27 protein-coding genes are annotated in these 24,824 nt (G+C 42.7%); 12 read left to right on the top strand and 15 right to left on the bottom strand.

Going from position 1 to position 24,824, the window contains the following annotated elements; translation table 11 throughout:
• Nucleotides 1-77 precede the first annotated feature (77 nt).
• On the bottom strand, nt 78-623 hold the full coding sequence (locus U5J89_RS01160) for a cob(I)yrinic acid a,c-diamide adenosyltransferase (protein WP_322573772.1): 546 nt from the start codon (nt 621-623) through the stop codon (nt 78-80).
• Between the two features lie 76 nt (nt 624-699).
• Nucleotides 700-1,323: a YigZ family protein gene (locus U5J89_RS01155; protein ID WP_322573771.1), complete on the bottom strand. Its 624-nt coding sequence runs from the start codon at nt 1,321-1,323 to the stop codon at nt 700-702.
• A 232-nt stretch (nt 1,324-1,555) separates the two neighbouring features.
• Between U5J89_RS01155 and U5J89_RS01150 the strand changes: the two genes are divergently transcribed.
• From U5J89_RS01150 to U5J89_RS01140, 3 genes are all read left to right on the top strand, one after another.
• Nucleotides 1,556-2,263 carry a succinate dehydrogenase cytochrome b subunit gene (locus U5J89_RS01150; RefSeq protein WP_322573770.1) on the top strand — a complete coding sequence of 236 codons (708 nt, stop codon included), beginning with the start codon at nt 1,556-1,558 and terminating at the stop codon, nt 2,261-2,263.
• Nucleotides 2,264-2,290: 27 nt separating this feature from the next.
• Entirely contained in the window at nt 2,291-4,210 is a 1,920-nt protein-coding gene (locus U5J89_RS01145) for a fumarate reductase/succinate dehydrogenase flavoprotein subunit (RefSeq protein ID WP_322573769.1), read from the top strand.
• A 76-nt stretch (nt 4,211-4,286) separates the two neighbouring features.
• Complete coding sequence (locus U5J89_RS01140; RefSeq protein ID WP_322573768.1) at nt 4,287-5,054, top strand: succinate dehydrogenase/fumarate reductase iron-sulfur subunit; 768 nt, start codon at nt 4,287-4,289, stop codon at nt 5,052-5,054.
• Between the two features lie 79 nt (nt 5,055-5,133).
• Here the strand turns inward: U5J89_RS01140 and proC are convergent, their stop codons facing one another.
• From proC to U5J89_RS01125, 3 genes are read right to left on the bottom strand one after another with little or no spacing between them, the layout of a single operon-like run.
• Nucleotides 5,134-5,922, bottom strand: coding sequence for a pyrroline-5-carboxylate reductase (proC, locus tag U5J89_RS01135; protein WP_322573767.1), 789 nt, complete (start codon nt 5,920-5,922; stop codon nt 5,134-5,136).
• Nucleotides 5,919-6,197, bottom strand: coding sequence for a hypothetical protein (locus tag U5J89_RS01130; protein ID WP_322573766.1), 279 nt, complete (start codon nt 6,195-6,197; stop codon nt 5,919-5,921). The genes proC and U5J89_RS01130 overlap by 4 nt, the downstream gene beginning before the upstream one ends.
• A gap of 4 nt (nt 6,198-6,201) precedes the next feature.
• Entirely contained in the window at nt 6,202-6,327 is a 126-nt protein-coding gene (locus tag U5J89_RS01125; protein ID WP_322573765.1) for a hypothetical protein, read from the bottom strand.
• Between the two features lie 502 nt (nt 6,328-6,829).
• On the opposite strand from U5J89_RS01125, the gene U5J89_RS01120 reads away from it, so the two are divergent.
• Nucleotides 6,830-7,339 carry a DEAD/DEAH box helicase gene (locus tag U5J89_RS01120; RefSeq protein ID WP_322573764.1) on the top strand — a complete coding sequence of 170 codons (510 nt, stop codon included), beginning with the start codon at nt 6,830-6,832 and terminating at the stop codon, nt 7,337-7,339.
• Nucleotides 7,323-8,759 (top strand): helicase-related protein, encoded by a 1,437-nt coding sequence (locus U5J89_RS01115; RefSeq protein WP_322573763.1) that lies wholly within the window; start codon nt 7,323-7,325, stop codon nt 8,757-8,759. Before U5J89_RS01120 ends, U5J89_RS01115 begins: the two co-directional genes overlap by 17 nt.
• Nucleotide 8,760: 1 nt before the next feature.
• On the opposite strand, the gene U5J89_RS01110 is transcribed toward U5J89_RS01115, so the two are convergent.
• Genes U5J89_RS01110 through U5J89_RS01095 form a run of 4 tightly spaced genes read right to left on the bottom strand, consistent with a single transcriptional unit; the run spans nt 8,761 to nt 11,843 of the window.
• Nucleotides 8,761-9,114: a DUF4296 domain-containing protein gene (locus tag U5J89_RS01110; RefSeq protein ID WP_322573762.1), complete on the bottom strand. Its 354-nt coding sequence runs from the start codon at nt 9,112-9,114 to the stop codon at nt 8,761-8,763.
• The gene (locus U5J89_RS01105; RefSeq protein WP_322573761.1) at nt 9,115-9,834 is read right to left on the bottom strand and encodes an SDR family oxidoreductase; all 720 of its coding nucleotides are present in this window, start codon (nt 9,832-9,834) and stop codon (nt 9,115-9,117) included.
• A 56-nt stretch (nt 9,835-9,890) separates the two neighbouring features.
• Nucleotides 9,891-10,547, bottom strand: a complete 657-nt coding sequence (gene udk / locus U5J89_RS01100) for a uridine kinase (protein WP_322573760.1) — start codon at nt 10,545-10,547, stop codon at nt 9,891-9,893.
• Nucleotides 10,548-10,565: 18 nt separating this feature from the next.
• Nucleotides 10,566-11,843: an N-acetylmuramoyl-L-alanine amidase gene (locus tag U5J89_RS01095; protein WP_322573759.1), complete on the bottom strand. Its 1,278-nt coding sequence runs from the start codon at nt 11,841-11,843 to the stop codon at nt 10,566-10,568.
• A 160-nt stretch (nt 11,844-12,003) separates the two neighbouring features.
• Between U5J89_RS01095 and U5J89_RS01090 the strand changes: the two genes are divergently transcribed.
• The 4 genes from U5J89_RS01090 to U5J89_RS01075 all read left to right on the top strand — a co-directional run bounded on the left by U5J89_RS01090 (nt 12,004) and on the right by U5J89_RS01075 (nt 18,178).
• Nucleotides 12,004-14,946 carry a hypothetical protein gene (locus tag U5J89_RS01090; RefSeq protein ID WP_322573758.1) on the top strand — a complete coding sequence of 981 codons (2,943 nt, stop codon included), beginning with the start codon at nt 12,004-12,006 and terminating at the stop codon, nt 14,944-14,946.
• 7 nt (nt 14,947-14,953) lie between these two features.
• Nucleotides 14,954-15,976: a mechanosensitive ion channel family protein gene (locus U5J89_RS01085; RefSeq protein ID WP_322573757.1), complete on the top strand. Its 1,023-nt coding sequence runs from the start codon at nt 14,954-14,956 to the stop codon at nt 15,974-15,976.
• A 32-nt stretch (nt 15,977-16,008) separates the two neighbouring features.
• Nucleotides 16,009-17,646, top strand: a complete 1,638-nt coding sequence (locus tag U5J89_RS01080) for a dipeptidyl-peptidase 3 family protein (RefSeq protein WP_322573756.1) — start codon at nt 16,009-16,011, stop codon at nt 17,644-17,646.
• A 154-nt stretch (nt 17,647-17,800) separates the two neighbouring features.
• Nucleotides 17,801-18,178 (top strand): ankyrin repeat domain-containing protein, encoded by a 378-nt coding sequence (locus tag U5J89_RS01075; protein WP_322573755.1) that lies wholly within the window; start codon nt 17,801-17,803, stop codon nt 18,176-18,178.
• A 66-nt stretch (nt 18,179-18,244) separates the two neighbouring features.
• Here the strand turns inward: U5J89_RS01075 and U5J89_RS01070 are convergent, their stop codons facing one another.
• From U5J89_RS01070 to U5J89_RS01045, 6 genes are all read right to left on the bottom strand, one after another.
• Complete coding sequence (locus U5J89_RS01070) at nt 18,245-18,973, bottom strand: SAM-dependent methyltransferase (protein ID WP_322573754.1); 729 nt, start codon at nt 18,971-18,973, stop codon at nt 18,245-18,247.
• 6 nt (nt 18,974-18,979) lie between these two features.
• A complete protein-coding gene (locus tag U5J89_RS01065) occupies nt 18,980-19,462 on the bottom strand; it encodes a hypothetical protein (RefSeq protein WP_322573753.1) in 483 nt (160 codons plus the stop codon).
• A gap of 21 nt (nt 19,463-19,483) precedes the next feature.
• Nucleotides 19,484-19,648 (bottom strand): hypothetical protein, encoded by a 165-nt coding sequence (locus U5J89_RS01060; protein ID WP_322573752.1) that lies wholly within the window; start codon nt 19,646-19,648, stop codon nt 19,484-19,486.
• 45 nt (nt 19,649-19,693) lie between these two features.
• Nucleotides 19,694-20,344, bottom strand: coding sequence for a hypothetical protein (locus U5J89_RS01055; RefSeq protein WP_322573751.1), 651 nt, complete (start codon nt 20,342-20,344; stop codon nt 19,694-19,696).
• Nucleotides 20,337-20,891, bottom strand: a complete 555-nt coding sequence (locus tag U5J89_RS01050) for a hypothetical protein (protein WP_322573750.1) — start codon at nt 20,889-20,891, stop codon at nt 20,337-20,339. The genes U5J89_RS01055 and U5J89_RS01050 overlap by 8 nt, the downstream gene beginning before the upstream one ends.
• A 153-nt stretch (nt 20,892-21,044) precedes the next feature.
• Nucleotides 21,045-22,298: a DUF819 domain-containing protein gene (locus tag U5J89_RS01045; RefSeq protein ID WP_322573749.1), complete on the bottom strand. Its 1,254-nt coding sequence runs from the start codon at nt 22,296-22,298 to the stop codon at nt 21,045-21,047.
• A 131-nt stretch (nt 22,299-22,429) separates the two neighbouring features.
• On the opposite strand from U5J89_RS01045, the gene U5J89_RS01040 reads away from it, so the two are divergent.
• The 3 genes from U5J89_RS01040 to U5J89_RS01030 all read left to right on the top strand — a co-directional run bounded on the left by U5J89_RS01040 (nt 22,430) and on the right by U5J89_RS01030 (nt 24,809).
• Nucleotides 22,430-23,101 (top strand): dihydrodipicolinate reductase C-terminal domain-containing protein, encoded by a 672-nt coding sequence (locus tag U5J89_RS01040; protein WP_322573748.1) that lies wholly within the window; start codon nt 22,430-22,432, stop codon nt 23,099-23,101.
• A gap of 2 nt (nt 23,102-23,103) precedes the next feature.
• Nucleotides 23,104-23,988, top strand: a complete 885-nt coding sequence (gene dapA / locus U5J89_RS01035; protein WP_322573747.1) for a 4-hydroxy-tetrahydrodipicolinate synthase — start codon at nt 23,104-23,106, stop codon at nt 23,986-23,988.
• A 65-nt stretch (nt 23,989-24,053) separates the two neighbouring features.
• Nucleotides 24,054-24,809: a 2,3,4,5-tetrahydropyridine-2,6-dicarboxylate N-succinyltransferase gene (locus U5J89_RS01030; RefSeq protein WP_322573746.1), complete on the top strand. Its 756-nt coding sequence runs from the start codon at nt 24,054-24,056 to the stop codon at nt 24,807-24,809.
• Nucleotides 24,810-24,824: the final 15 nt, after the last annotated feature.

The following is a 24,824-nucleotide window of genomic DNA, read 5'->3' as shown; positions in this document are numbered from 1 at the left end:
TTAATAAGTCTAGGATATCGGTTGGCAGTAATCAGAGGAAAGTTTTTAACTGTTAACTGCCAACTGTTCACTGTCTACTACTTATCCGGTTTCCAGGTTTCTTCGCGAACGGCGGCATGTTTGTTTTCGTAGCGGGCCACGACAAAAAGGAAATCAGAAAGGCGATTGAGGAATTTAATACAGTTTTCAGAAATATTATCAGATTTCGAACATGCAACTGTTGCCCGTTCGGCGCGGCGGCAAATGGTTCGGGCCACGTGCAGTGTTGCGCCCGGCTGAGACCCTCCCGGCAAAATAAAATTCTTTAGGGTTTCGAGATCCTTTTCCAGCTCATCAATAGCATCTTCTAAAAAGGAGACATCATCTTCGGAAATACGGTCGATTCGAGTTTGGGACGATGGGGGAGTGGCCAGATCAGCACCGAGGGTAAAGAGTAGCTCCTGTACCTTGCGCAAATATTTGGTACCGGCATCAGAAAGTTCATAGCTGGTGGCTAATCCCACAAAGGAGTTAAGTTCGTCAACGGTTCCGTAGGCTTCAATACGCTCGTTTGATTTCGGCACTCTCGTCCCGCCAAAGAGCGAGGTTTCTCCTGAATCACCTGTTTTAGTATAAATTTTCATAATCTGTTATTAGTCTCTGAAATTTGATGACTAAAAGTACGGAGCAAGAAGCAGATTTTCAGGTTTATTATCACCCTTAATTGGTACTCATTGTTACATAGCCACTTCCTAAGTGTTCTGTAGAAACGCCGGCATGTTCCAGATTTTTAAGTGCATTCAAAAAAGATTCTGCTTGATCGGACCGACAAGCTATTTTTATGGTTACCCTTTCTAAATATTGGGCCTCGATTTCTTTGAGATCGAAACGGTTTTTTAACTGATCAATCTCTTTTTGCTGATTATAGGGATAGGTAATCTCCACGTTTTTTGTGGGTATGATGGTACTGCGCTCAGCTTGTTCAAGGCACCCTTCGGCCGATCGACCGTATGCCTGAATCAATCCTGATGTGCCTAAATTTGTGCCTCCGTAATATCGTACAACGACACATCCGCAATTAACTACTTCATAGGATTTTAACTTATTTAAAATCGGTTGTCCGGCTGTGCCGCTGGGCTCACCGTCATCCGTAGAAAATTCTTTTGTATTAGTGGGATTGATTCGCCAGGCATAGCAATGGTGGGTGGCGTCGGGATATTTCGATTTTATATTATCAAGTTGATCCTCAAATTCTTCTTTGGACGAAACGGGAAAGAGATATCCAATGAATTTTGATCCTTTTTCACGAAAAGAATGTTGTGTTGTCTGGGAAATTGTATACAATGCAGAAATTATTTTACTGGCGATAAATGATTAACAAATAACGATTTAAGAGGAATAAATATAGACATCCAATTTAGAACATTTCTGAATAACATTTAACCCATAAAACCATATCGTAGAACCTTGCCTTTTTATCCATTAAAATACATCTTCAACCCTATGGATTAGGTGTCCGAACGTTGGCGCTTATGCAGCGGTTATAACAATAGATTATTAAATATTATCAATTACAATGCCATCATTTTTAGACGCGCTAAAATCTCAGGTTGGTCGTAAGATACTAACGGGTGTAACCGGAGTAGGATTAATCATATTTATTATTTTCCACTTGGCTACGAATCTTCAGGTTTTTGGGGATGTTCATGCCTTTAACGAGGCGGCCCATGCGCTTGAAAGTATGGGTTGGTTGTTATACATCCTCGAAGCTGGCTTGGCTGTAGCTTTTCTTTTGCACGCCTATGTGGGAATATCAATCTGGTGGAATCGTCGAAAGGCTCGTCCCGAAGGTTATGAGAAATATCAGAGCAAGGGTGGGCCGAGCCATATGTCATGGGCTTCAAAATCCATGATATTTACCGGTGTCGTACTATTGGTTTTTCTGGTGATTCATATAGATACATTTAAGTTCGGCGCTACAGAAATGGTTACGTTGCCGGGTGGAGAGGAAGCGCGCGATCTTAAGGGGCTTATGCTTTCTACCTTTCAACAACCGCTGTATGCTTTTGGATACACCGCGGTTATGATACTGCTCGGTTTTCACTTGGGACACGGTTTCTGGAGCGCTTTTACTTCGCTGACGATGAAACACAACAAATACTCTGCATTGATTTACACGGTAGGCGTTATTTTTGCCGTGCTGATGGCGGTAGGATTTCTCTTTATACCACTTTATATCTACTTTGGCGGAGGCTGTGAAGCAGCCCTCATTCTGTGCCAATAATCATTTTGTAAATCCACTTTTAGACTTATGAATTTAGACTCAAAAGTTCCTTCCGGACCGCTCAAAGAAAAATGGTCCAAGCATTTGAATGATATACAACTTGTTGCTCCTAACAATAAGCGTAAGCACGATATTATTGTTGTAGGTACCGGTTTGGCAGGAGGATCTGCCGCGGCAAGTCTTGCAGAGTTAGGCTACAATGTAAAGAGTTTCTGTATTCAGGATTCGGCCCGACGCGCCCACAGTATTGCTGCGCAGGGTGGAATTAATGCCGCCAAAAATTATCCTAATGATGGCGATACCATTTGGCGTCTATTTTATGATACGATTAAAGGAGGGGACTACCGATCTCGTGAATCCAATACCTATCGATTGGCAGAAATATCTAACGAAATTATTGACCAGGCGGTAGCGCAGGGCGTACCTTTTGCACGGGAATACGGCGGTTTGCTTGCTAATCGTTCGTTTGGTGGTGCGCAGGTTTCCAGAACGTTTTACGCCCGTGGACAAACCGGTCAGCAGTTGCTTTTGGGAGCTTATCAAGCGATGATGCGCCAGGTTAGTGAAGGTAAAATTGAGATGCATACCCGTCACGAAATGCTCGACTTGGTGATCATTGACGGAAAGGCACGTGGAATAGTTACCCGTGATCTTGTCTCCGGTGAAATTCAGCGCTGGATGGCTGATGCTGTTGTGCTGGCCAGTGGCGGATACGGCAATGCTTTCTATCTTTCCACTAATGCAAAGAATTCAAACGTAACGGCTGCATGGCGTTGCCATAAACGCGGAGCGGCATTTGCCAATCCCTGTTATGTACAGATTCATCCGACTTGTATTCCGGTTTCCGGGGATTATCAGTCGAAACTTACGCTGATGAGTGAAAGCCTCCGTAATGACGGACGAGTCTGGGTGCCAAAGGATAAAGAAGATGACCGTCATCCTAACGATATTCCCGAAGAGGACCGCTATTATTATTTAGAAGAAAAATATCCTGCATTTGGTAACTTGGTGCCTCGAGATGTGGCTTCCAGAAATGCCAAGATTGTCTGTGATGAAGGCATGGGCGTTGGGCAAACGGGACGAGCTGTATATCTTGATTTCCGCGATGCTATCGAACGCGAGGGCAAAAAGGCGATCTCCGATAAGTACGGCAACCTTTTTGAGATGTACGAAAATATTACGGATGACAACCCTTATGAAGAACCGATGCGAATTTTCCCTGCCGTACACTACACCATGGGCGGGCTCTGGGTTGATTACAATTTACAAAGCAATATTCCCGGATTGTTTGTAGCCGGTGAAGCGAACTTTTCTGATCACGGAGCGAATCGTCTTGGTGCAAGCGCGCTCATGCAGGGACTTTCCGACGGATATTTTATCATCCCTTATACCATTGGTAATTATATTGCTGGTACGGATCTCGATGATGTCAGTAAAGATCACGAGGCCTTTGATGAGGCAGCGAAAAATGCCCAGTCTCAAATTGACAAGCTGTTTGAAGTAGACGGTGATAAAAGTGTGATTGAGTTCCACCGTGAATTGGGACAGATTATGTGGGATAAAGTTGGAATTTCGCGAAGCGAAGAAGGACTTAAGGAGGCAATCAAGGAAATTCAGGAGCTTCGAGAAGAATTTTGGAATAATGTTCGTGTTCCGGGTGAATCATCTAATTATAATAAGTATCTGGAGTTTGCCGGACGCGTGGCCGATTTCCTTGAGCTCGGTGAGCTGATGGCAAAAGATGCCCTGCATCGCGACGAATCGTGTGGTTGTCACCTGCGGGCAGAACATCAAACCGAAGAAGGCGAAGCACTACGGAACGACGAAGAGTATTCTTATGTAGCAGCTTGGGAATATCAGGGCGTGAACGGAGAACTACAGGAAGAGCTGCATAAAGAAGATCTGGAATTTGATTTTGTAGAACTGAAGCAACGCAGTTATAAATGACGAAGTCATCCTGAGTGAAACGAAGGATCTCCTTGGTATGACAATTAACATCTTATTTTGATTATAGAATAGAATTATGGCTGATACATTTACCGTATATCTAAAGATTTGGCGACAAGATGGGCCTGATCAACCGGGAAAGCTGGTTGACTATACCCTCGATAAAGTGAACGAGCATATGTCCTTTTTAGAGATGCTCGACGTACTTAACGAGGAAATTGTTGCAGAAGGTAAAGAAGAACCCATCGAATTTGATTACGATTGCCGCGAGGGAATTTGCGGCTCTTGTAACCTGGTGATTAACGGCCGAGCCCATGGGCCTAAAGACATGACCTGTACCTGTCAGCTGCACATGCGTAATTTTAGTGATGGTGATACTATTGTCATTGAGCCGTTTCGTGCCAAGGCATTTCCTGTTATCAAAGATTTGGTTGTAGACCGTACTGCTTTTGATCGTATTATTGAGGCGGGAGGCTATGTTTCGGTCAAAACAGGATCAGCACCTGACGCTAATTCTATTCCCATCGATAAAACCGTTGCCGATACAGCGTTTGATTATGCTACTTGTATTGGGTGCGGGGCTTGTGTGGCAGCCTGTCCGAATTCTTCAGCTTCGCTGTTTACAGGAGCTAAACTTGCACACTTGAATCGATTACCACAAGGGGAACCCGAGCGCAAAAAACGGACGGTGGCCATGGTTGAACAGATGGATGAAGAAGGTTTCGGCGATTGCTCAAATTATGCCGAATGTGAAGCTGTATGTCCGAAAGGAATTTCCATTTCAGCTATTGCCGAAATGCGACGTAATTATGTGAAAGCAACGCTTTCTGGTACGGAAGCATAATTTTGCGCCTGATTACATCTCAATAATTTTTTAGCCCGATCATTTAATTGATCGGGCTTTTTTTGAGAATGAATAATGTTCACCGAATTTTTTCGATCATATCATATGACGTTTTTATCCCTTTGATGAGTGCAGAGCTAAGTCCGTTGTGTTCCATCTCATTGAGTCCTGCTATTGTGCATCCTTTGGGGGTCGTAACCTTATCAATTTCTGCTTCGGGATGCCCATTCGATTTTAGAAGCAGAGCTGAGGCCCCAAGCGCTGTTTGGGCGGCAATAAGCTGTGCATCCTGCGCGTGGAAACCGACCTCGATTCCACCTTGCGAAGCTGCACGAATATAGCGCAGAAAAAAGGCAATGCCGCAAGCTCCGAGTACCGTTGATGCTTCCATCAATTCGGTTTCGATGAGTAGCGTCTTACCCAAGGTGTTAAACAGCTTGATCGTTTCTTGCTCAGCTTCTTCGTGAGGTGTTTTTTCGATACAAGTCATCGATTGGTTAATGGATGCTGCTGTATTGGGCATCACGCGGATAATCTGGAAGCCGGGTCCGGTGAGTTCGGTAATTTCTTCATCCGTAAGTCCGGTAATCGCGGATATGAGGATATGCTTATCCGGATCAAGTACCGGTTTTATTTCATCGATCAACGCCTCAATCTGGGTGGGTTGAACAGCTAAAATAAGCAATTTGGATTTTTCAACAGCGCTTTTATTGTCTGATGTTACGGTGATCCCTTTTTCTTCCAGATGTTTAATTAGGTCGATGTTACGGCGCGTAACGGTTGTACTGTACTCTTCGGTATGAGCAAGTCCGTTAGCGAGCGCACTACCTAAATTTCCGCCTCCTAATATAGTTACTTCTGTTTTCATAATGAGTTCTCTTTAGATTTTGATTTGTTAAATACGTTAGTAAATCTTTTTCTTATTTCATCATTACAAAGATTGCCAATACTGCCTTCGTGTGTATGGTTGATAGTACGATCAGGATGAAAGTTTCCTTTTTTGATGGCTTTCCCAATTTGCTGATAAGCCTCGCGAAAGGGTATGACTTCGAGCACTTTTTGGTTCACCTCTTCTACACTGTAAATGTATTTATAGCGCTCATCTTCAATAGCTTCTTTATTTATTTTGATATGTTGAAGCATAAATTCACTGATGCTCAAGCATGATTTCAGCGTCTGTACCGCGCTTTTTGGCGGCTTTTTCCATCAGGTTGCAAATTTCCTCGGCATAAGAAAAATGCTTCTTATCGGCTACAGAAAGTTTGATGTTCATCGTACGGCAATGATTAATAGAAATTCAGCGATAAAGTTATCCGCTGGAGTGAAAGTATCAGTTGAAAAAGGTGAGGGTCATACGGAGTGGCACAAAAATCATGTATCCTCCGAAGGAAGGTTATTGTTGAGCCCGAAGGGGCCGCGGCCGTACAGAAATCCGGAACATAGATGGGCGTGCAACAGTAGTACTGTCGCTGAAAAATGTGATATGTGTTCCGTTTGATTTCATTGCTGACTAACTTATGGGTTTCAGAGAAAAAGACAAATGGAATTTTTTCTCCCTGCTATTTCTGCATTTTACAATTGTTCATCGCTGGTTTAATAATTTTTCTAAGTGAATACATCACAATACATAACGAAGAAATCACAATGATGTATCTGGCTACTTATAGATACATTTTTCACCAATAAATTCTGGCTAAAAAAATTACTATTATTCGGTAGTCTTGTTCTATTGTGTGCGACTATAAATAGATATCAATTTTTTGACTAAATAATTTATGGGTGAGAACCTCTTTAAAAAAGCGCAGGAATCTCTTCAAAAATATTGGGGATTTCCATCCTTTCGTCTCGGGCAGGATAAGGTGATTCAATCGGTATTGGAGGGAAGAAATACGATGGTGCTGTTTCCGACGGGGGGCGGAAAGTCGGTTTGCTACCAAGTGCCGGCAACCGTTTTGGATGGAGTGACTATTGTGATTTCACCGTTGGTGGCCCTGATGCAAGATCAGGTTGAACAGCTTAACGATCGGGGGATTTCGGCTACATTTGTGAACAGTACTATTTCATCCTGGGAGATTGAGCAGCGTTTTGCCAATGCCCGAAACGGGATGTATGATCTGCTTTATTGTTCTCCCGAACGACTTAAGACTACCCTTTGGGAAGCCGAAATGCCCAAGTTGGATATCGATCTTATTGCAATTGATGAGGCACATTGTATCTCGGAATGGGGACACGATTTTAGGCCCGAGTTACCGGGAAATTCGTCCAGCCTTGGAAGATATTGCTGACGAGGTAACCTGGATAGCCCTGACGGCCACAGCAACGCCGGAAGTACGAGATGATATCCAAAAAAGTTTGGAACTGGAAGATCCGGTTATCGTTTCCAAGGGTTTTGATCGTCCCAATCTTAAATGGTGGGTTGTTGAAACACAGAAAAAAGACAATAAGCTTTTAAAAGCTGTTCAACAGGCAGCTCCGAAAGGATCCGGACTCATCTACGGAGGTACCCGTCGAAATTGTGAAGAATTATCCCAAAAGATTGAAAAGAAGATGGGGATAAAAACAAGGGCTTATCATGCTGGAATTGATTCGGCTGACCGACAACAAATACAGCAGGAGTGGATTGATGGTTCAACGCCACTGGTGGTAGCAACAAATGCTTTTGGGATGGGAATTGACAAAAGTGACTGCCGTTATGTTATCCATTATGAGATGCCTTATTCGTTGGAGTCCTATTATCAGGAAGCGGGCAGAGCAGGTCGCGATGGAGAAGAAAGTTTTCCCATATTATTATTTAAGGAGGCCGATGCTATTATTGCAGAGAAGCGTATTAAGGATTCCTATCCCGGTAAAGAGGAGCTGCAAAAAGTGTATGATGTGCTTTGTGACGAGTTGAATCTGGCAGTGGGTTCTGAGATGGAGGAGCGAGAAGAAGTTTCGATACAGGCCCTCGAAAAACGTTCCGGATTATCACGGCGAAAAGTGCGAACTGCTCTGGACGTCCTCAGCCAGCTGGGAGTTATTGAACTTATAGAACACATCACCCCACAGGTTGGGATACATTTTATTGTAAGTCAGGATTATGTGCATGATCAGATTAATGCCTTGGAAAATCAGCAGAAAGCGGAATTTCTGGATGTGCTTTTCCGTCAATTTGGAGGGGAAGCATTTGGAAAAATGAAGTATCTGGAATTTGATTATATACAGAGAAAGCTGGGGGTTTCGGCAAATTCCGTAAAAAAGGGATTGCAGGTTTTACAGGATCGGGATCATATGCTAAAGTATGAATCCATTGGGGAGCTGCCGCTGATTAGGTTGATCGAGGAACGACATTCCAATCTTTCATTGAGCACAGAAAAACTGGAAAATCATCGTAACAACTTATTGCAAAAGTTGGAATACATGAAAGGTTATATTTCAACAGAGAACTGCCGGGAAGTTTATATTCGTCATTATTTTGGTGAAGAAAATTTAGAGCCTTGTGGACACTGTGACAACTGTTTGGATACCAATGAAGCTACAATTCCAATTAAAAATGAAGAGATACATCAGATAAAAAATGTGCTCAAAGAAGGTCCGAGGTCATTTGCCGAGATTGCAAATAAGGTTGGCTGGAATAAAGCTCGAACAAAACGATTGCTGAGTTATCTACTCCGAGAGCAGATGCTGATTACCAAAGGCGATAAATACGCATGGAAAGATTCGTAGATCAGTTGGCTGTAGTGTCTTGTTTGGTAGTATCTGACACCTGATCCATTTTCAAGCGTTCAATTGCTTTTTCGATGCGCATTTGTTGTTTTTTTGGAAACTGTTGGTAGTAGTTATGGCTCCGAACAAACACCGAATCAGTTGTTTTGTACTTTTGAAAAACTTCATCGGTTAGTGAATCGACCGTAAGGCTATCCAGCGAATTGATTTCTCCATAAGATCGTACAAGCTGTAGCTCCACCATCAAGTCGATATATTTTTCTTCTGCTATGAGCTGATCGGGTTTGGAAGAATCATTTGAACAGCTCAATACTGAAAACAGCAGCAGAAAAATAAGAGTAGGGAACCTCTTCATCTATTGATCTTCGGGTGCTTTGGGATTTAACGGTCGCATAGTGATATCGTTAATCAGGAAGTTGTCGGGCGTTTCGAGAACATTTATTAGCACCTGAGCCACTTCTTCGGGTTGCATCATGTTATCGTGGGTATCCATATCTTTATCACCAAAAAAGCTGGTGGCAATAGATCCCGGATAAAAGCAGGTAACTTTAATGCCGTCGTACCGAACTTCCTTAAAGAGAGCTTCGCTGAATCCCCGAACCCCAAATTTTGAGGCATTATAACCGGTCATTTTAGGATTCCCAATTTTGCCGGCAATAGAGGCTATATTGATGATATGACAGACCGATTTCTTTGCTTTCATCATTGGAACAATCTGACGCGTCATGTAGAATGTTCCGGATAAGTTTGTCTGTACCATAGCTTCCCAGTCTTCCAATGGAAGCTTATCAACATCCGCAAAACGGCCCAAGCCGGCATTGTTAATAAGGATATCGGGTTGATGATCCGCCGAAAAAGTCTCATCGATCCATTTCTCTATGGCGTCATGGTCGGTGATATCCATGGTGACAGGTTTAAACTGTTGGCTGAGCTCCTGCTGTACTTTTTTAAGTTTATCAGTGCTACGAGCCAAGCCGAAAACGGTAGCTCCTTTATCTATGAGAGCCTGAGAAAAATCGACTCCAATTCCACTGCTGGCTCCGGTAACAATGGCTATTTTATTATTAATATCCATAATAATATACGATTAATATTCTTGACAAATTTTGCTGTTGATCCTTTATAACAAAACTATTCGGCAACTGATTCGTTTTCTTCCTCCGTTACTTCAGAATTAGTAAGCCGATCTTGGATAAGAGCATTTACCATATCGAGTGCGACTTTATTTTCGCCGCCGTGAGGAATGATGATATCGGCATAACGTTTTGTGGGCTCTACGAATTCGAGATGCATGGGGCGAACATATTTTTGGTACTGCGTTAGTACATGTTCAAGCTCCCGATCGCGTTCTACAATGTCACGCTGAATACGTCGAAGCAGCCGGATATCATCGTCAGTGTCAACATAGAGCTTGATGTTCATGAGGTCACGTAATTCCTTTTCGGTGAAGACGAGAATACCGTCAACCAAAATCACCTCTTTGGGCTCAGCTAGTCGTGTTTCTTCCTTGCGGATATGTTTGGTGAAATCATAAATAGGGATTTCAACTTGATAACCTTCCTTTAGGGCTTCTAAGTGACGAATCATTAATTCGGTTTCGAGCGAAGAAGGGTGATCAAAATTTTGCTGCGTACGTTCTTCAAATGATAAGTGTTTAAGATCTCGGTAATAGGAATCGTGCTGAATCAGAAGAATATCTTCTTCACCAATAGCATTGATAATATGCTGTACAACAGTAGTTTTTCCGGATCCGCTGCCACCTGCAACGCCAATTATCAGAGGGTCCAATATAAAATGATTTTGAAATTATGGATTACTATTTCCTTCCTTGTAATTTCTGATAGCCCTGAAAATAGCGGAGGCAATATAAGCCTGTCCGCGTTCGGAAGTTAAATAACGCGCCTCGCTGGGGTTGCTGATAAAACCAGTTTCAACGAGTACAGCAGGCATAGAAGCATGATACAGCACCACAAAACGTCCCTGCTTTACCCCCCGTGAGTGACGCTGGGCTCGTTCGTCAAACTGATATTCCATCATGCCTGCAATTTGTTCACTGGCGGCGATATAACTGCTATTTGCCAATTCGTAGACTAATAATTCTTCCTGGCTTAACTCACGTTGTTCAGTATCATTATTTGGTCGCACAACCTTGTTTTCACGTTTCATTACTTCCAAGGCAGATTCACTGCGTTCCAGTCCTAGAAAAAACAATTCGGTTCCATATGGTTGGCGGGAAGAATGGGAATTACAGTGTATCGATATAAACAGGTCGCCCTCAGCTTCATTTGCGATACTACCGCGTTCTTCAAGCTCGATAAATTTATCGGTTTCACGAGTATAGACAACTTTAACATTGGGCATATACTCGTTGATGTAGCCCCCTACTTTTTTAGCAATGTCGAGTACAATATGTTTCTCTTTGACATTCCTGTGACCGATGGAACCCGGATCATGACCGCCATGGCCGGGATCGATGACGACTACATCGAACTTCATTTTATTTCTCGTTTCATTATAGTCGGTACTCTCATAGTTGCCATTCCCTTCCAGTAAGTCTTTTTCGGTAATTGTAAAACTTGACCAGATAATCGGTTCCGTATCTTTGGTAAGATACTCCAACTCAGTTTTATCTACTTCCGTAAGTCCCAGCAATAGGTCATCACTGTTACCGTCGTGATATGCCTTCCCATCGTAGAATTTACCTTCAGTAATGTAGATGTCAATGCCAATGCCGTCCGGAATGTCGTAAAAACTGATTTCATCAAAAGCGGAAGAGATATTTGGCAGCTCGATATCAGTGGTATCGATATTATCCTGATATAGGGTCATCTGTATCAGGTCCACATCGGGCTGATAAACTTGAAAAGAATCTACAGGCTGTTTTAGATGAAATCGAATAACTTGTCCTTTGCCGTCGCTGCGCTCGGCAGTAGAAACCATTTGCAGCGAATTATCCTGCGCCTGCAGAGGCTGGGATAATCCAAAACTTAAAAAGAGACAGATTGCCAATAGTGACCAAAAGTGTCCGCATTTTGAATGGGAGTTCAAATATTTTAAAATGGGATCGATCACCTTACATTTCATTGTAATGCTGAAGAATATTTTGATCGAAATTAACTAATATTTGCTCAAGAAGAAAAAGCGATTATTGCCATGATTCGCAATAAGTAACGGTGAGTAATAATTTGTATTTCCTCATATTTTAGTCAAATTACGGAAAATTAAATTAACGAAGGTATTTCTATTGGATCGTCAAGAATTTAGGGATAAGCTACAGGAGGAAATTGAAGAGAATCTGCAGGCCCATCTTGTCCAGCATATTAAGGCACGTTTCAATAGTTTTGAGCAGCTTTTGAGGTATTTTTCGGCTATTGAACGGAAGTATGCCGCAGATGATATGTTAAAACAAGGATTTCCGGGGATATTAAAAAATATTGAGGATATCCTATCCGGTAAAGACAGTGAGAGTATTTTAGACATATATTTACCAACTGTTGATAAGATCAGTAAGAAGTTTCCGGCTGATATTACATGGAAACAAAATGAAGCACGGTTTGCAGTAACGCAAGAAGATGCTGTTTGGGTAGCACTCGGCAAACGAGGAAAAAGTATTGTCCGCGGTATTACTAAGTTTGGATATGGAGCTACTCAATCCCTAAAGAGCATTTTTGGAGGTAACAAAAAAGCGTATCCCCACTGGGAGCAAAAAATCCCTTTAGAGAAGGCAGTGTGTTATCATTTGTTAGATGATGAGTCGGTTTTGGAATGGGGACATATTCTTCAGCGCGTACAATTGGATCTGATTAAGGATATTGAGGAGCTACTGGTTAAAGAAACAGAAGAGCAGAAAAAATTAGATTTAGCTGCTTTTGTATCAGACCAAAAAGCCAGGCTGGAGGAGAGAAAGACTGATCTATTGAATCAGGTTGAGCAAGCACTTAGTAATAAGCAGTCTCAAATAGTTAGGGACATCGAAAAAGTGGGCACCCTTGAATGGAATAGGGGATTTTTTGATGAAGAACGACTGCAGACAAAGAAAGAAAAAATAAGCAACCGGTTTCGGACCCAAGAAGAGCAATGGCAGCTTGTACAACAGCTCTTTTTTGAGCGAACCATGGATGTTTTCCAGTTTTTGAAGTTACGTTCCGAAATTGGAGAGCAGATTTCAAATTTTAAAAAAGCGTTTGAGGATATATTCCGAGAATCGCTAAAAGATCCACTCCGGGAATTTTCAGCAAATCTTGAGGAGGCTATTAAAAAAGTTGGTCAGGGAGCTTCGCTGGATGAGCTGGAGAAGTTACATAAAAAGCTTATCACTTTTGTGGATGAGCGATTGATTGAGCCTATTAAGAAACTGTTGGATAAACGAATTTTAGCAGATAAAACGGAGCATTTATTTGAGGATTTACTCTTAAAGGTGGGACAGTCTCCACAAGAAGCACAACTTATTTTCGATGCCGAGCTCGATAAAAATCCGCCGTCGGTAAATCAGGAGGAAGTGGAGTGGCGTCAATTGGTTATTCGGACTCTTAGAGAGTTATTCATGAAACCATTGCAGCCAGCCAACCAGCAGTACGAGGAGTTTCTATCTCAAAATCTGGAAGAAATTGTTGAGCTCAAAAATATAATATCAGTCAATTTTGATTCGGCACAGGAAGCTCCGAATGAAGATGTAGTTGAGAATGAAGATCCCACGAAAGTGGCGGGGGAAGCGCTACAGCGCATTTTGGCAAAGGTTCAGGAGCTAAATGACCGGGTGCAGGAAAAATGGCAACAGATCGATGATGTTATTGATGAAGGAAGTGAAGAATTCTTTTCCTCTTTGTTGGCCCTGTTGCACGAGGGGGATTCGAAACAGCTCCAGATGCTGAATGCCAAATATAGGATGAAAGAGAAAACAAAGGATTGGCAGACAGTTTTAGACTCACGGTGGGCAAGAGTTGAGGATCGGCTGATGTTGTGGAGCCGATTTGTTTGGAAAAAAGCAAAAACAATCGGTGTCGACCTCAAAGCGTTTCTGGGATTTAAGGAGCAAAAGATTCAGGAGTCGAAACGGGCAGATATTGCGACCTATCTTTCAGAGACGGATCAGAAAATGAACACGTTGCCCTATATCTACCGGCGCTTGTTCGACTTTAATTCGCTTGCTGATAAAAGATTTTTTGAGCCTCCACAGGAATCGACCATAACTTTTAAAAGAGCGTATGAGCAGTGGCAGAATCAGTTTCCCACTAATTTTGCAGTGGTTGGGGAAAAGGGCAGTGGAAAATCATCATTTCTCAATTTAGTAGCTGAATCAGAGCTCGAAGGCGTGCAAGTTGAAACCGTAGAGTTTACAAAAACTATTTGGGAAGAAGAACAACTTGTAAATAAAATAGCAACAATATTAGAGGTTGAATCTACGAAGACTATCGAGGGGTTGATTACAGCTATAAAGGAGTCTAACCAACGCCGAGTAGTTATCCTGGAGTCAATCCAAAATTGTTTTGTCCGTAATATTAACGGCTTTAAGGCTATTGAGAAGTTATCATATCTTATTTCAGAGACGCGCAATAATATTTTTTGGATGGTCAGCTGCTCTCGTTACGCCTGGTTGTTCTTGGATAAGGTATTACAGATCAGCGAATACTTTTCTCATATTAGTAAAAGCGATTCGCTAAATGCCGAGCAGATTAAACGTCTTATTTTAAGCAGGCATCAGGCCAGTGGATATTCCCTTTATTTTGAGCCGGATGATCAAATACAACAATCTCGTACGTATCGAAAGCTAAAAGATCAGGAAGAGGAGGCTCAGGAACACCTGAAGGAAGAATATTTCGAGAAGCTTACAACGCTGGCCGAAGGAAATTCCTCTATTGCGATGATATTTTGGATTCGATCCATCCGGGATTTTGATGAGACGTATTTTCATATACAGTCACTTGAGATAACTTCTATAGAGATGATTAAGGATCTAAACCCTCAGGTACTATTTGCGCTGGCTGCTTTTGTGCTACACGATACATTATTGGATGAAGAATTGGCGATGGTAATGAATATAACGCTGGAAGAAAGCAGGCTGCTGCTGAATCGGTTGCGGTCGCGCGGAATGTTGATTGAAAAAAATGAGTCGTACACCATTAACCATTTAATGTTCCGACAGGTTGTTCGGGTGCTTAAAGAACGAAATATAATTCATTTGGGGTAATTACAGCATGTATAGATTTAGCAAGATTATACTTCTTACGACCATCATCTTTTTGGGATTTTATGATGTTGGTCTATCTGTCATGCAAGATCAAGATACCGTAGCACAACAGGCCGATACTACGGTGATAGTTGGCCCCGTACAGATTGATACAACACAGAAAGATACCGTTAATCTTGATACCACCCGAGCCGATACGAGCTCTAATTTGGATCAGGTGGGCCAAGAAACCGGAGAAGCTCTCTCGGAGATTGAAAATCTTATTTCTGTAGGTGTAATACTGGCTATTATTATTGCTTTAATTATCACCTATTTCCTAAATCGGTTTGTGGTGGTAGTGTTAGAAAACCTGTCAGAGCAGTTTACCAGTTATCGACTTGGGATCAAACGCATGGTGCCGGTTGTACGATTGGTGATTTGGATATTTGCGATATATATCATTATCGCGGGTATTATCAATCCGCCCTTGAGTACTATTATTACGGTATTGGCATCGGTGGGTATAGCTGTGGGATTTGCTGCGCAAGACATACTAAAAAATATTTTTGGCGGGTTTATTATTATTATGGATCGGCCATTCCAGGTGGGAGACAAAATTCAGGTGGCAGAGCATTACGGTGAAGTGCTTTCGATTGGATTGCGGTCTAGCCGAATCGTTACTCCCGATGATTCTGTAGTGACGATTCCCAACAGTGAATTGATGAACACGGCGGTATCAAATTCGAATTCCAGTGCCTTGGATTGCCAGGTAGTGGCAGAAATATTTTTGCCGATGAATGTGGATGTCGATACAGTTAAACGAATTGCCTATCGCGCCGCGGTTTCATCGCGTTATGTATATTTACAAAAGCCTGTTGCAATAATTGCATTGAATGAAGTGCATGAAGAAAATTTTGTCCTCAAACTTCGGGTAAAAGCTTACGTTCTCGATATCAGGTACGAATTTCCTTTTAAAAGTGATATGACAGAATTGATTCTAAGTGAACTAAAAGAACGCGATATGCTTCCCAAACAGAAGTATATTGATTAGTCCTAAATCTGTAACCTAAAATATTGATTAATATGAAATTTACCTTACCTAAAGCGTTAGTAATACTGGCAATTGCCGTTTTCTTGGCAGGTTGTCAGGGTATGGAAAGTGATAGCGAAATGTCGATTGATGATCGGTTGAACCAATATACCGAATTCACGTTAAAGGCGGATGTTTCGTCCCTCAGCGATAATCAGAAGGAAATTATAAAGTTGCTTATTGACGCCGGGAAGGCGATGGACGAGGTATTCTGGGAGGAAGCCTATGGCAACAAGGAAACTCTTTTAAACAATACTTCTGAGAAAGAACAAGAGTTTGCCCGTATAAATTACGGTCCGTGGGATCGACTGAATGGCAATGAACCTTTTATTGATGATGTGGGACCAAAACCGGAAGGTGCCAATTTTTATCCACCGGATATGACCAAAGAGGAATTCGAGAACTGGGATTCTGAAGCCAAAGATGATCTTTATACGCTGGTACGCCGTACAAAAAATGGTGGGTTGACAACCATTCCTTATCACGAGGCTTTTGCCGAGCAGCATCAACAAGCTGCTAATAAATTGAAGGAAGCAGCTGAGCTAGCAGAGGATGAGGGACTGAAGAAGTATCTGAATCTCCGTGCAGAAGCGCTTCTCACAGATGAATACCAGGAGAGCGATATGGCATGGCTGGATATGAAAGATAATACCATTGAAGTGGTAATAGGTCCCATCGAAACCTATGAGGATCAGCTGTTTGGCTACAAAGCAGCTCACGAAACCTTCGTGCTGATTAAAGACAAGGAATGGAGTAACCGTCTGTCGAAATATGCCGAAGTTCTGCCCGAACTTCAGGAAGGGCTGCCCGTTGCTGAGGAATACAAGCAGGAAACACCCGGACGCGATTCTGACCTCAATGCCTATGATGCTGTTTATTACGCCGGGGATGCCAATGCCGGGTCAAAAACTATAGCAATAAATTTGCCGAACGATGAAGAAGTCCAGCTGGAGAAGGGAACCCGTCGTCTGCAATTAAAAAATGCCATGCGGGCCAAATATGATAAAATTTTGGAGCCCATCTCTGAGGTTCTTATTGCTGAAGACCAGCGTCAATACTTGACTTTTGATGCGTTCTTTGGCAACACAATGTTCCACGAAGTGGCTCACGGTCTTGGGATCAAAAATACAATTAATGGTAAAGGAACAGTTCGCGAGGCGCTCAAAGAACATGCATCGGCACTGGAGGAAGGCAAGGCCGATGTGTTGGGACTGTATATGGTTTCTGAGCTGCGCGAGGATGGCATGGTCGAAGAGGGAACGATTGAAAATAATTATGTAACCTTTATGGCCAGCATTTTTCGGTCTATCCGATTTGGATCATCCAGTGCGCATGGGAAGGCCAATCTTATTCGGTTCAATTACTTTAAGGAGAAAGGCGCTTTCAGTTATGATGAAGAGGCCGAGACCTATCGCGTAAACTTTGATAAAATGGCCGAAGCAACTGATTCCCTTTCCAATAAGATCCTGACCCTTCAGGGCGATGGTGATTATGAAGGCGTGGCAGCATTTGTAGAAGAGTATGGCACTGTCGGAGAACAGCTGCAGCGGTCTTTGGATCGATTATCCGAGCAGTCAATCCCGGTCGATGTAACCTTCAATCAAGGCGTGGATGTACTCGGATTGAAGTAAGCTTTTAATTAATTATAAAGGTCTAAAGGGGATGCAGAAATGTATCCTCTTTTTCTTTTTGAAAAACATTTTCTTAAAGGGTTGACTATGGTCTTCCAAACATTTACAATGGCTTTAGAGACCCACCTTTAATCCTAAATAAGGAGGTTTAAATATGGAAGAAAACACCTTTCTTGAAGCAGCAGAAAATGGAGATATAGAGAACGTTAAAAAGCATATAGAGAATGGTGCTGATGTAAATACCAGTGATGAGCATGACCGGACAGCATTGATGAAAGCGGCCAAGCACGGCCATTTGGATGTTGTTCAATATCTGCTTGATCATGGTGCAGAAGTGAATAACCGTGATAACCGGGGAACGAGTGCATTGTACTGGGCATCCAGTAACGGCTTTGATGCAATCGTACAACTGTTAATACAACATCATAGTGATGTTAGTGTAATGGATGATCGCGGTTGGACAGCTAAAGATCAGGCCAGCTCTCATGACTATGAAGGCATTGTTAATATGTTGGAAAAAGCGGGAGCGTAATACCTTAATTCGTATTTATTCTTTAAGCCTGTTCTGTGATAGAGCAGGCTTTTTTTTATTTAAGAACTACGAGGCATACAGGAGAAATATCGTTGGTTCTTTGTGTATGGAATCGATGGAGTTTTGTCGCCACTCCGTTATTTTTTGGGAGACAATTTGTTCATCAGGCAGCGTCAAATTGGTGGCCGTACAAAACCGAGTAGTCGGTTCACAAAACCGGATGACATCTTTAATGACCTCATCATTTCGATGTGGTGCTTCCATAAAAATTTGCGTACCACCCGACGATTTCGATTGCTTCTCTAACTGTTGAATGGCCGCCTGACGTTTATTTTTGTCAATTGGAAGATAACCGTGAAAGGTGAATTGTTGTCCATTAAAGCCTGATCCCATCAGTGCCAGTAAAATGGAAGAGGGACCTACCAACGGTTGTACCTTAATCTGCTGGTCATGAGCCATTTTTATGAGTTCCGATCCGGGATCTGCCACAGCAGGACATCCGGCCTCAGAAAGTAATCCCGCATCTTTTCCTTTTTTTAAAGGATCCAGAAACGAAGCAATTTCGTGGATGGGTGTCTTTTTATTAAGTAACAGAAACTCAATTTCATACTCGGGAACAGTATCTCCAACCCACTGAAGGTAGCGTGCCGCCGTTTGTACATTTTCTACAATAAGCACTTGCATCTTCCGAATAACATTCAGCACATAATCGGGGATGGTATTGTTTTCGGGCGTTTTGCCCAAGGTGTTGGGGATGAGATAAAGAGTGCCTTTCGTAGAATCTGATAGAGTCATAACAAATTAATCTACTCGTTCGATGACGAATTCTTCTTCAGGTTCATTCATCTTTTTGTTAGCAAAACGATGAGCTGCAAGTCCAATAAAGAAAGTCATTAACAAAGCAACGCCCGCCATAAGAGCATTTGTCCAGATAAGATTTTTATGCGTTTCATAAGTGGGCATCATCACAATTTCCTGCATGGCACCGGGTTGGTAGCGAATCGGAACTACGCGGATATCTTGCAAGTCCCCTGCCATCTCGACCGGTAGCGAAAGTTTTCGCTGAATTTCTTGGTTGTCGCCAGTCGTAAATCGCAAAATGATATAACCATTTGTTTGAGCGGCAATTTGTTTGAGTTCGAATTCCACAACTTCAGCAGTATAGCTGTTTCCATTTTCATAGGTATCGGTAACTCCATAGTAAACCAATCCCTGATGTAGGGTTAGAAATAGAAAAGCGGCGGGTAAGAGCCAAAAAAGGTATAGGTATTTGTATTTATTCATGGTGTAAAAAGTGCAAAACGTTTAATAGACTAATGCGTAGTAAATCACATAAAACCAGCTAAAAAGACCGTGAACAATAGCCCATAAAATTGATTTATTTACCGACCATGAGATGGTTACCGCTAGGACCGTACCCAAAGTGATACCGCCGCGAACCGTTTCGTTAACTTTGTCTGATGTTGCCATAGTGGTTACTCAATTATTTTAATATTGACTACTGGAAATGTAAGACTATTTGCTGATTTCCTGAAGCGTAGCTTGACGCAATGCAGGGTCCCACATCATACGTTGTTGGTAATCCTGATGCATTAGGTTGCTGCTCATGTGAAACCAAAAAGCAACTTGCAGGGAGTCAAAAAATACTGCTTGTCCGAACGGTTCCTCGGAATAAACAGAGGCGCCGTAGTCGATACCATTAAGCAGGCCAAGCCTGTTGTCATAAAGGGCACCGTAGTATTTGAAATCATTGTTTAATCCCTGCTCTTGATAGGGCCAATCCATGATTCCCTTTACTTTTTTCGAAACAGAGGCAGAAATAAGCTCATTCTGCTCAAGGCGAATCATGAGCTCTGCTAATTCTTGTCCCGTTGATTTTGGAAATAGGCTCAGAATATTTCTCCGTTCTTTAAAGCCGATACCCAGACCTTGTTCTTCTTCAAAGAGTTTCGTAACCCGATCATGGAATGTATCATCCGTCCTAAAACGTTCGGCATTTTTTGAAACGTTTGCCCGGAATTCGTCCTCGGATAAAGCTGATAGTTTCTCAAAGTGAGCATTAAATTTATTATCAGTTAAGCCGGGATGGAGAGTGATATACAATCCTGAAAAGGGAAGGGGTAGATCAGTGGATTCAAGTTCAAGCAGATCGAATGTTTCATTCAATTGCTTTCTGACCAAATTTATAATACAGAAAATCTGATATTGCCAAGTCGTTATAAATGATAGCGATTTGCAAAAGTTCGTTTAGCGGGACTTTGCCATCGTCAGTAATAACATCTCTATTTTGGAGAGCACTTTTGGCATCATCGTGGTGGGACTCATCAATATAAGGGAGTAGAAAACGGTCTGTTTTGTCAAGTGAAATCAATTCATCTGGATCGATTTCATTTTCTACCAGTCGGGCATAAGTGGTAATCAGAAAGAAGTTTGAGAGCGTCCCCATCGTGCGTGGCTTATCTGCACCGTAGGCAATGGTCGTATCTGGATTAGCTACAGAACGAGAGACAATAGTCGTATGCTGTGGATTGGATCCGATATATTGGGTAAGCCCTTTGAGCGAAGTAGCCTTTGAAACCCATTCCTGTCCCTCTTGGAGGTCGCCGCTGTTATTATATAGAGTTTTAAGGGCATCCAGGTTGAATCCAAAAACGATAAAAAATACGGCAAGGAGTGTTCCCAGAAAAACGCCGATAAATTTGAGAATGCGCATGTAGAAGTGTTAAAAAAGCTATTGTGAAATAACCTGCAAAATAGAAAAATTCCCGCTTTTAATCAGTAAATAATTTGGGCAAAAGTGAGAAGTGAAACGGCAAATGACAAACGTGAAAAGAAATTACGTTTGCCTTTTGCCGTCTGCCTTTTGTCAGCTCACAAATTGCATCATGATAGCACAGATATAGGCTGCGTATGTTCCAACAGCGTATCCCAAGACGGCCAAGAGCACCCCAACAGGGGCAAGGGCCGGGTGGAAGGCTGAGGCTACAATGGGCGCTGAAGCAGCACCTCCTACATTGGCCTGACTACCTACGGCGATAAAGAAGAATGGGGCATTAATAATCTTGGCTACTATAAACAAAATAATGACATGAATGATAATCCAGAGCAGTCCGATGAGGAAGAAACCGGGACTTTCAAAAATAGCCATCACGTTCATTTTCATCCCAATAGTAGCTACCAGGATATACAGGAACAAACTTCCAATTTTGGAAGCACCTGCTCCCTCGAGTTTACGAGCTCGAGTAAATGAAAGAGCTAAACCACCGGTAGTGGCAATAACAATGATCCAGAAAAATTCAGAGTCCAGGCTTAAGTTGCTGAGCTGGGGAAAGTTTTCACCAATCCAGGGGGCAATGCCATCGGCCCCAAGATGACCAATAGCTGTTATTACAAAGCCAACAGCAACAATTGTTGTAATATCAGCGAGGGTAGGAATTTTAGCTACATTGGCGCGATAGTCTTCGATCTTTTTTCTGAGTTCCGTAATGGGTGAAGCATCCGCTTTGAACCATGCGTCAATTTTTTCAGAAATGCCTGCACCGTATAGCAGAAAAGCCAGCCAGATATTTGCAACAATAATATCTACCGTAACCATGGCAGAAAACAGGTCGGCGCTGGGATCGAACACTTCGAACATAGCTGTCTGGTTTGCCCCGCCGCCAATCCAGCTCCCGGCCACGGTTGAAAGTCCACGCCATAAGGCTTCGGGACCTGCCCCTGCGGTCATTTCAGGCGCAAAATAGCTTACTGTGATGAGCGCCAGCGGACCCCCAATCATAATACCAACAGTTCCTGCTAAGAACATGATGATAGCTTTGGGACCCAACCTAATAATTCCTTTAAAGTCGATACTGAGGGTAAGGAGCACCAGACTGGCGGGAAGCAGGTATCGGGAGGCTACAAAATAGAGATTGGATTCTTCCCCCGATATTAAACCGAGGGAGTTAAAAATAGATGGAATAAAATAGCAAAGAAGCAGCGAGGGCACGAAGGTATAGAATTTTTGCCATTTGGGATTGTCGCTGCTCGAGGTGACAAATATGAATGCCAGAATTAGTAATAAGAGTCCTAATACGACTGCGTCATTGGTAAAAACGGGCGCTGCAAATAAGGTATACATATTTGGTGGTTTTTGAATTGTTAAGCCTGAATCTACATTATATTTGGGTAATTGCGCAAATGGATGAAAATAGACACTGAAAAGGTTATACTTATCACTCATTCAGCGTTTAATGTTAAAAGAAAAAGAGTATGAAAATTGCTGTTGTAGGCACAGGAAAAACCGGTGGCAAAGTCGTTGAGATATTAAAAAAGGATCAAATTGTAGGTCCATTCGATTCCACAAATAAACCAACGGTTGAAAAGCTTAAGGAGGCTGATGCCGCTATTTTGTTCGTGCCGGGGGCAGCTGCAGATGAGCTGATAGATCCGCTTATGGATTCAGGAATTCCAGCCGCATGGGGAACAACCGGTTATGATTGGCCGGTCGACTTGGACCATCAACTAAAAGAGAAAAATCTCAAATGGCTACAGGCCTCGAATTTTAGTTTGGGAATGAATATTGTGCGCCGATGCTTGGATATCATTGGCCAGAGTTCTTCAGTATTGGATGATCCGCAGTTTTACATTCATGAGATCCATCACAAGCATAAACAGGATGCCCCCAGCGGGACTGCTATTTCGTGGGAGGAATGGCTGGGAAAAGAAGCGAAAATTACCTCAGAGCGCAAAGGTGATATAAAAGGAATTCATCAGCTTGAAGTGAAAACAGATACAGAATCAATTCATCTGAAACACCAGGCGCACGATCGCAAAATATTTGCTCAAGGAGCTATTTGGGCAGCGGAACAACTTGTTAACGGTGATGTGAGTCCGGGTTTTCACGATCTTTCAACTATCTTTGATAACGTAATGCAGCAATAATTATGAGTATAACAGATACACCACTCTATACAGCTTTGGTAACCCCCATGAAAGAGAATGGGAATATTCATCTCGATGATTTGGCTTCGCTAATCCACAAGCAGAATGAAGCTGGCAACGGCGTGCTTGTCTTGGGCAGTACGGGCGAAGGGCTGGCACTGCCTCTTGAAGATAAAAAGCAGGTGGTTAAAACAGCTGCAAGCCTCAATGTAGATATTCCAATTATGGTAGGAGTGGGCGGATTTAATCTCCGCAACCAGATTGAATGGATCGAGTATTGCCATCAGTTTGATGTGGATTCATTTCTGTTGGTAACCCCGCTCTATGCCAAGCCCGGCCCAAAAGGACAGGTGCAGTGGTTTAAATCGCTGTTAGATGCAGCCGACAAGGAATGCATGCTATATAATGTACCGTCGCGTACAGGCAGTAAAATGAGTCCATTGGTATTAAAAGAGCTGGCTGATCATCCCAACTTTATTGCGGTTAAAGAAGCAAGCGGGAGTATTGAAGATTTTCAGAATTACCGCAAGACGGCCAAGGATATTACCTTTTACAGCGGTGATGACGGATTACTTCCATTTTTTGCGATGGCGGGCTGTGATGGATTGGTTTCGGTGGCTTCGAACGTTTGGCCCAAAGCGACGCATCAATATGTGGATTGGTGTTTGGAGGGTCGTGGTCCGGAACTGTTGCCTCTGTGGCAAGAGTGTACAGATGCTATGTTTAGTGGACCCAACCCTGTTCCGGCAAAAGTGTTGTTGCACGATAAGGGATGGATAGAAAATTCTACGTTGCATCCACCGCTAACAGAAGAAGATGTTGAGGATATCAGCATCCTCAAAAATGCTGATAATATGATCCAACGCTGGTATAAAGAGAATAGCTAAAATGAAGTTTCCGACACTTCTGAAGTGTCGGAAACTTAAATAATTTTAAAAGAATTTATTAACAAATGAGCACTAATAACTACGAAGAAATTTTAGATAAATTGGAAACCGGGGAAGAACGTGCGGCCGAACCAAAAGGTGATGGATGGGAAGCAAACCGGGAAGTCAAAGAAGCGATCTTGGCTTCTTTCTCGGCCGGAGAAAATACCGAGTACTCGGGTATTTATGATGGTTTTGTGGATAAGCACAACTTGCCGCCCCGCAGATTTTCAGCTGATGAAAATGTGCGTTTGGTACCGGGCGGATCATCCGTTCGTCGCGGAGCCTATGTCGCGGAGAATGTTATTATTATGCCTCCTGCTTATGTTAATGTTGGTGGTTATGTGGATGAAGGATCGATGATTGACAGTCATGCCCTGGTTGGGTCTTGTGCTCAGGTTGGAAAAAATGTTCATTTGTCGGCAGGAGTGCAGTTAGGCGGCGTGCTTGAACCGGTTGGATTGTCGCCAGTAGTTATTGAAGATGACTGTTTTATAGGCGCGGGATCGGTTATCGTAGAGGGAATACTTGTTAAAAAAGGAGCTGTAATTGCTCCCGGCGTCACCCTTTCAAAATCGATTCCTGTTTATGACTGCGTCAATGAGGAAGTACTTGGCAAGGGAGCAGATATTCCTGAGCGAGCCGTTGTTGTTCCGGGCACGCGTCCCATGAGCGGTGACTGGGCCAAAGAGCAGGGACTTAATGTCGCTTGTCCGCTGATCGTGAAATATCGAGATGCCGATAGTGATGCTTCGCTTGAACTTGAAGATGCACTGCGGTAACTATGAAATTGATAA

The sequence above is a fragment of the Fodinibius sp. genome, from assembly GCF_034521915.1.
Classification (GTDB): Bacteria; Bacteroidota; Rhodothermia; order Balneolales; family Balneolaceae; genus Fodinibius.
This window is presented reverse-complemented; position numbering and strand designations above follow the sequence as displayed.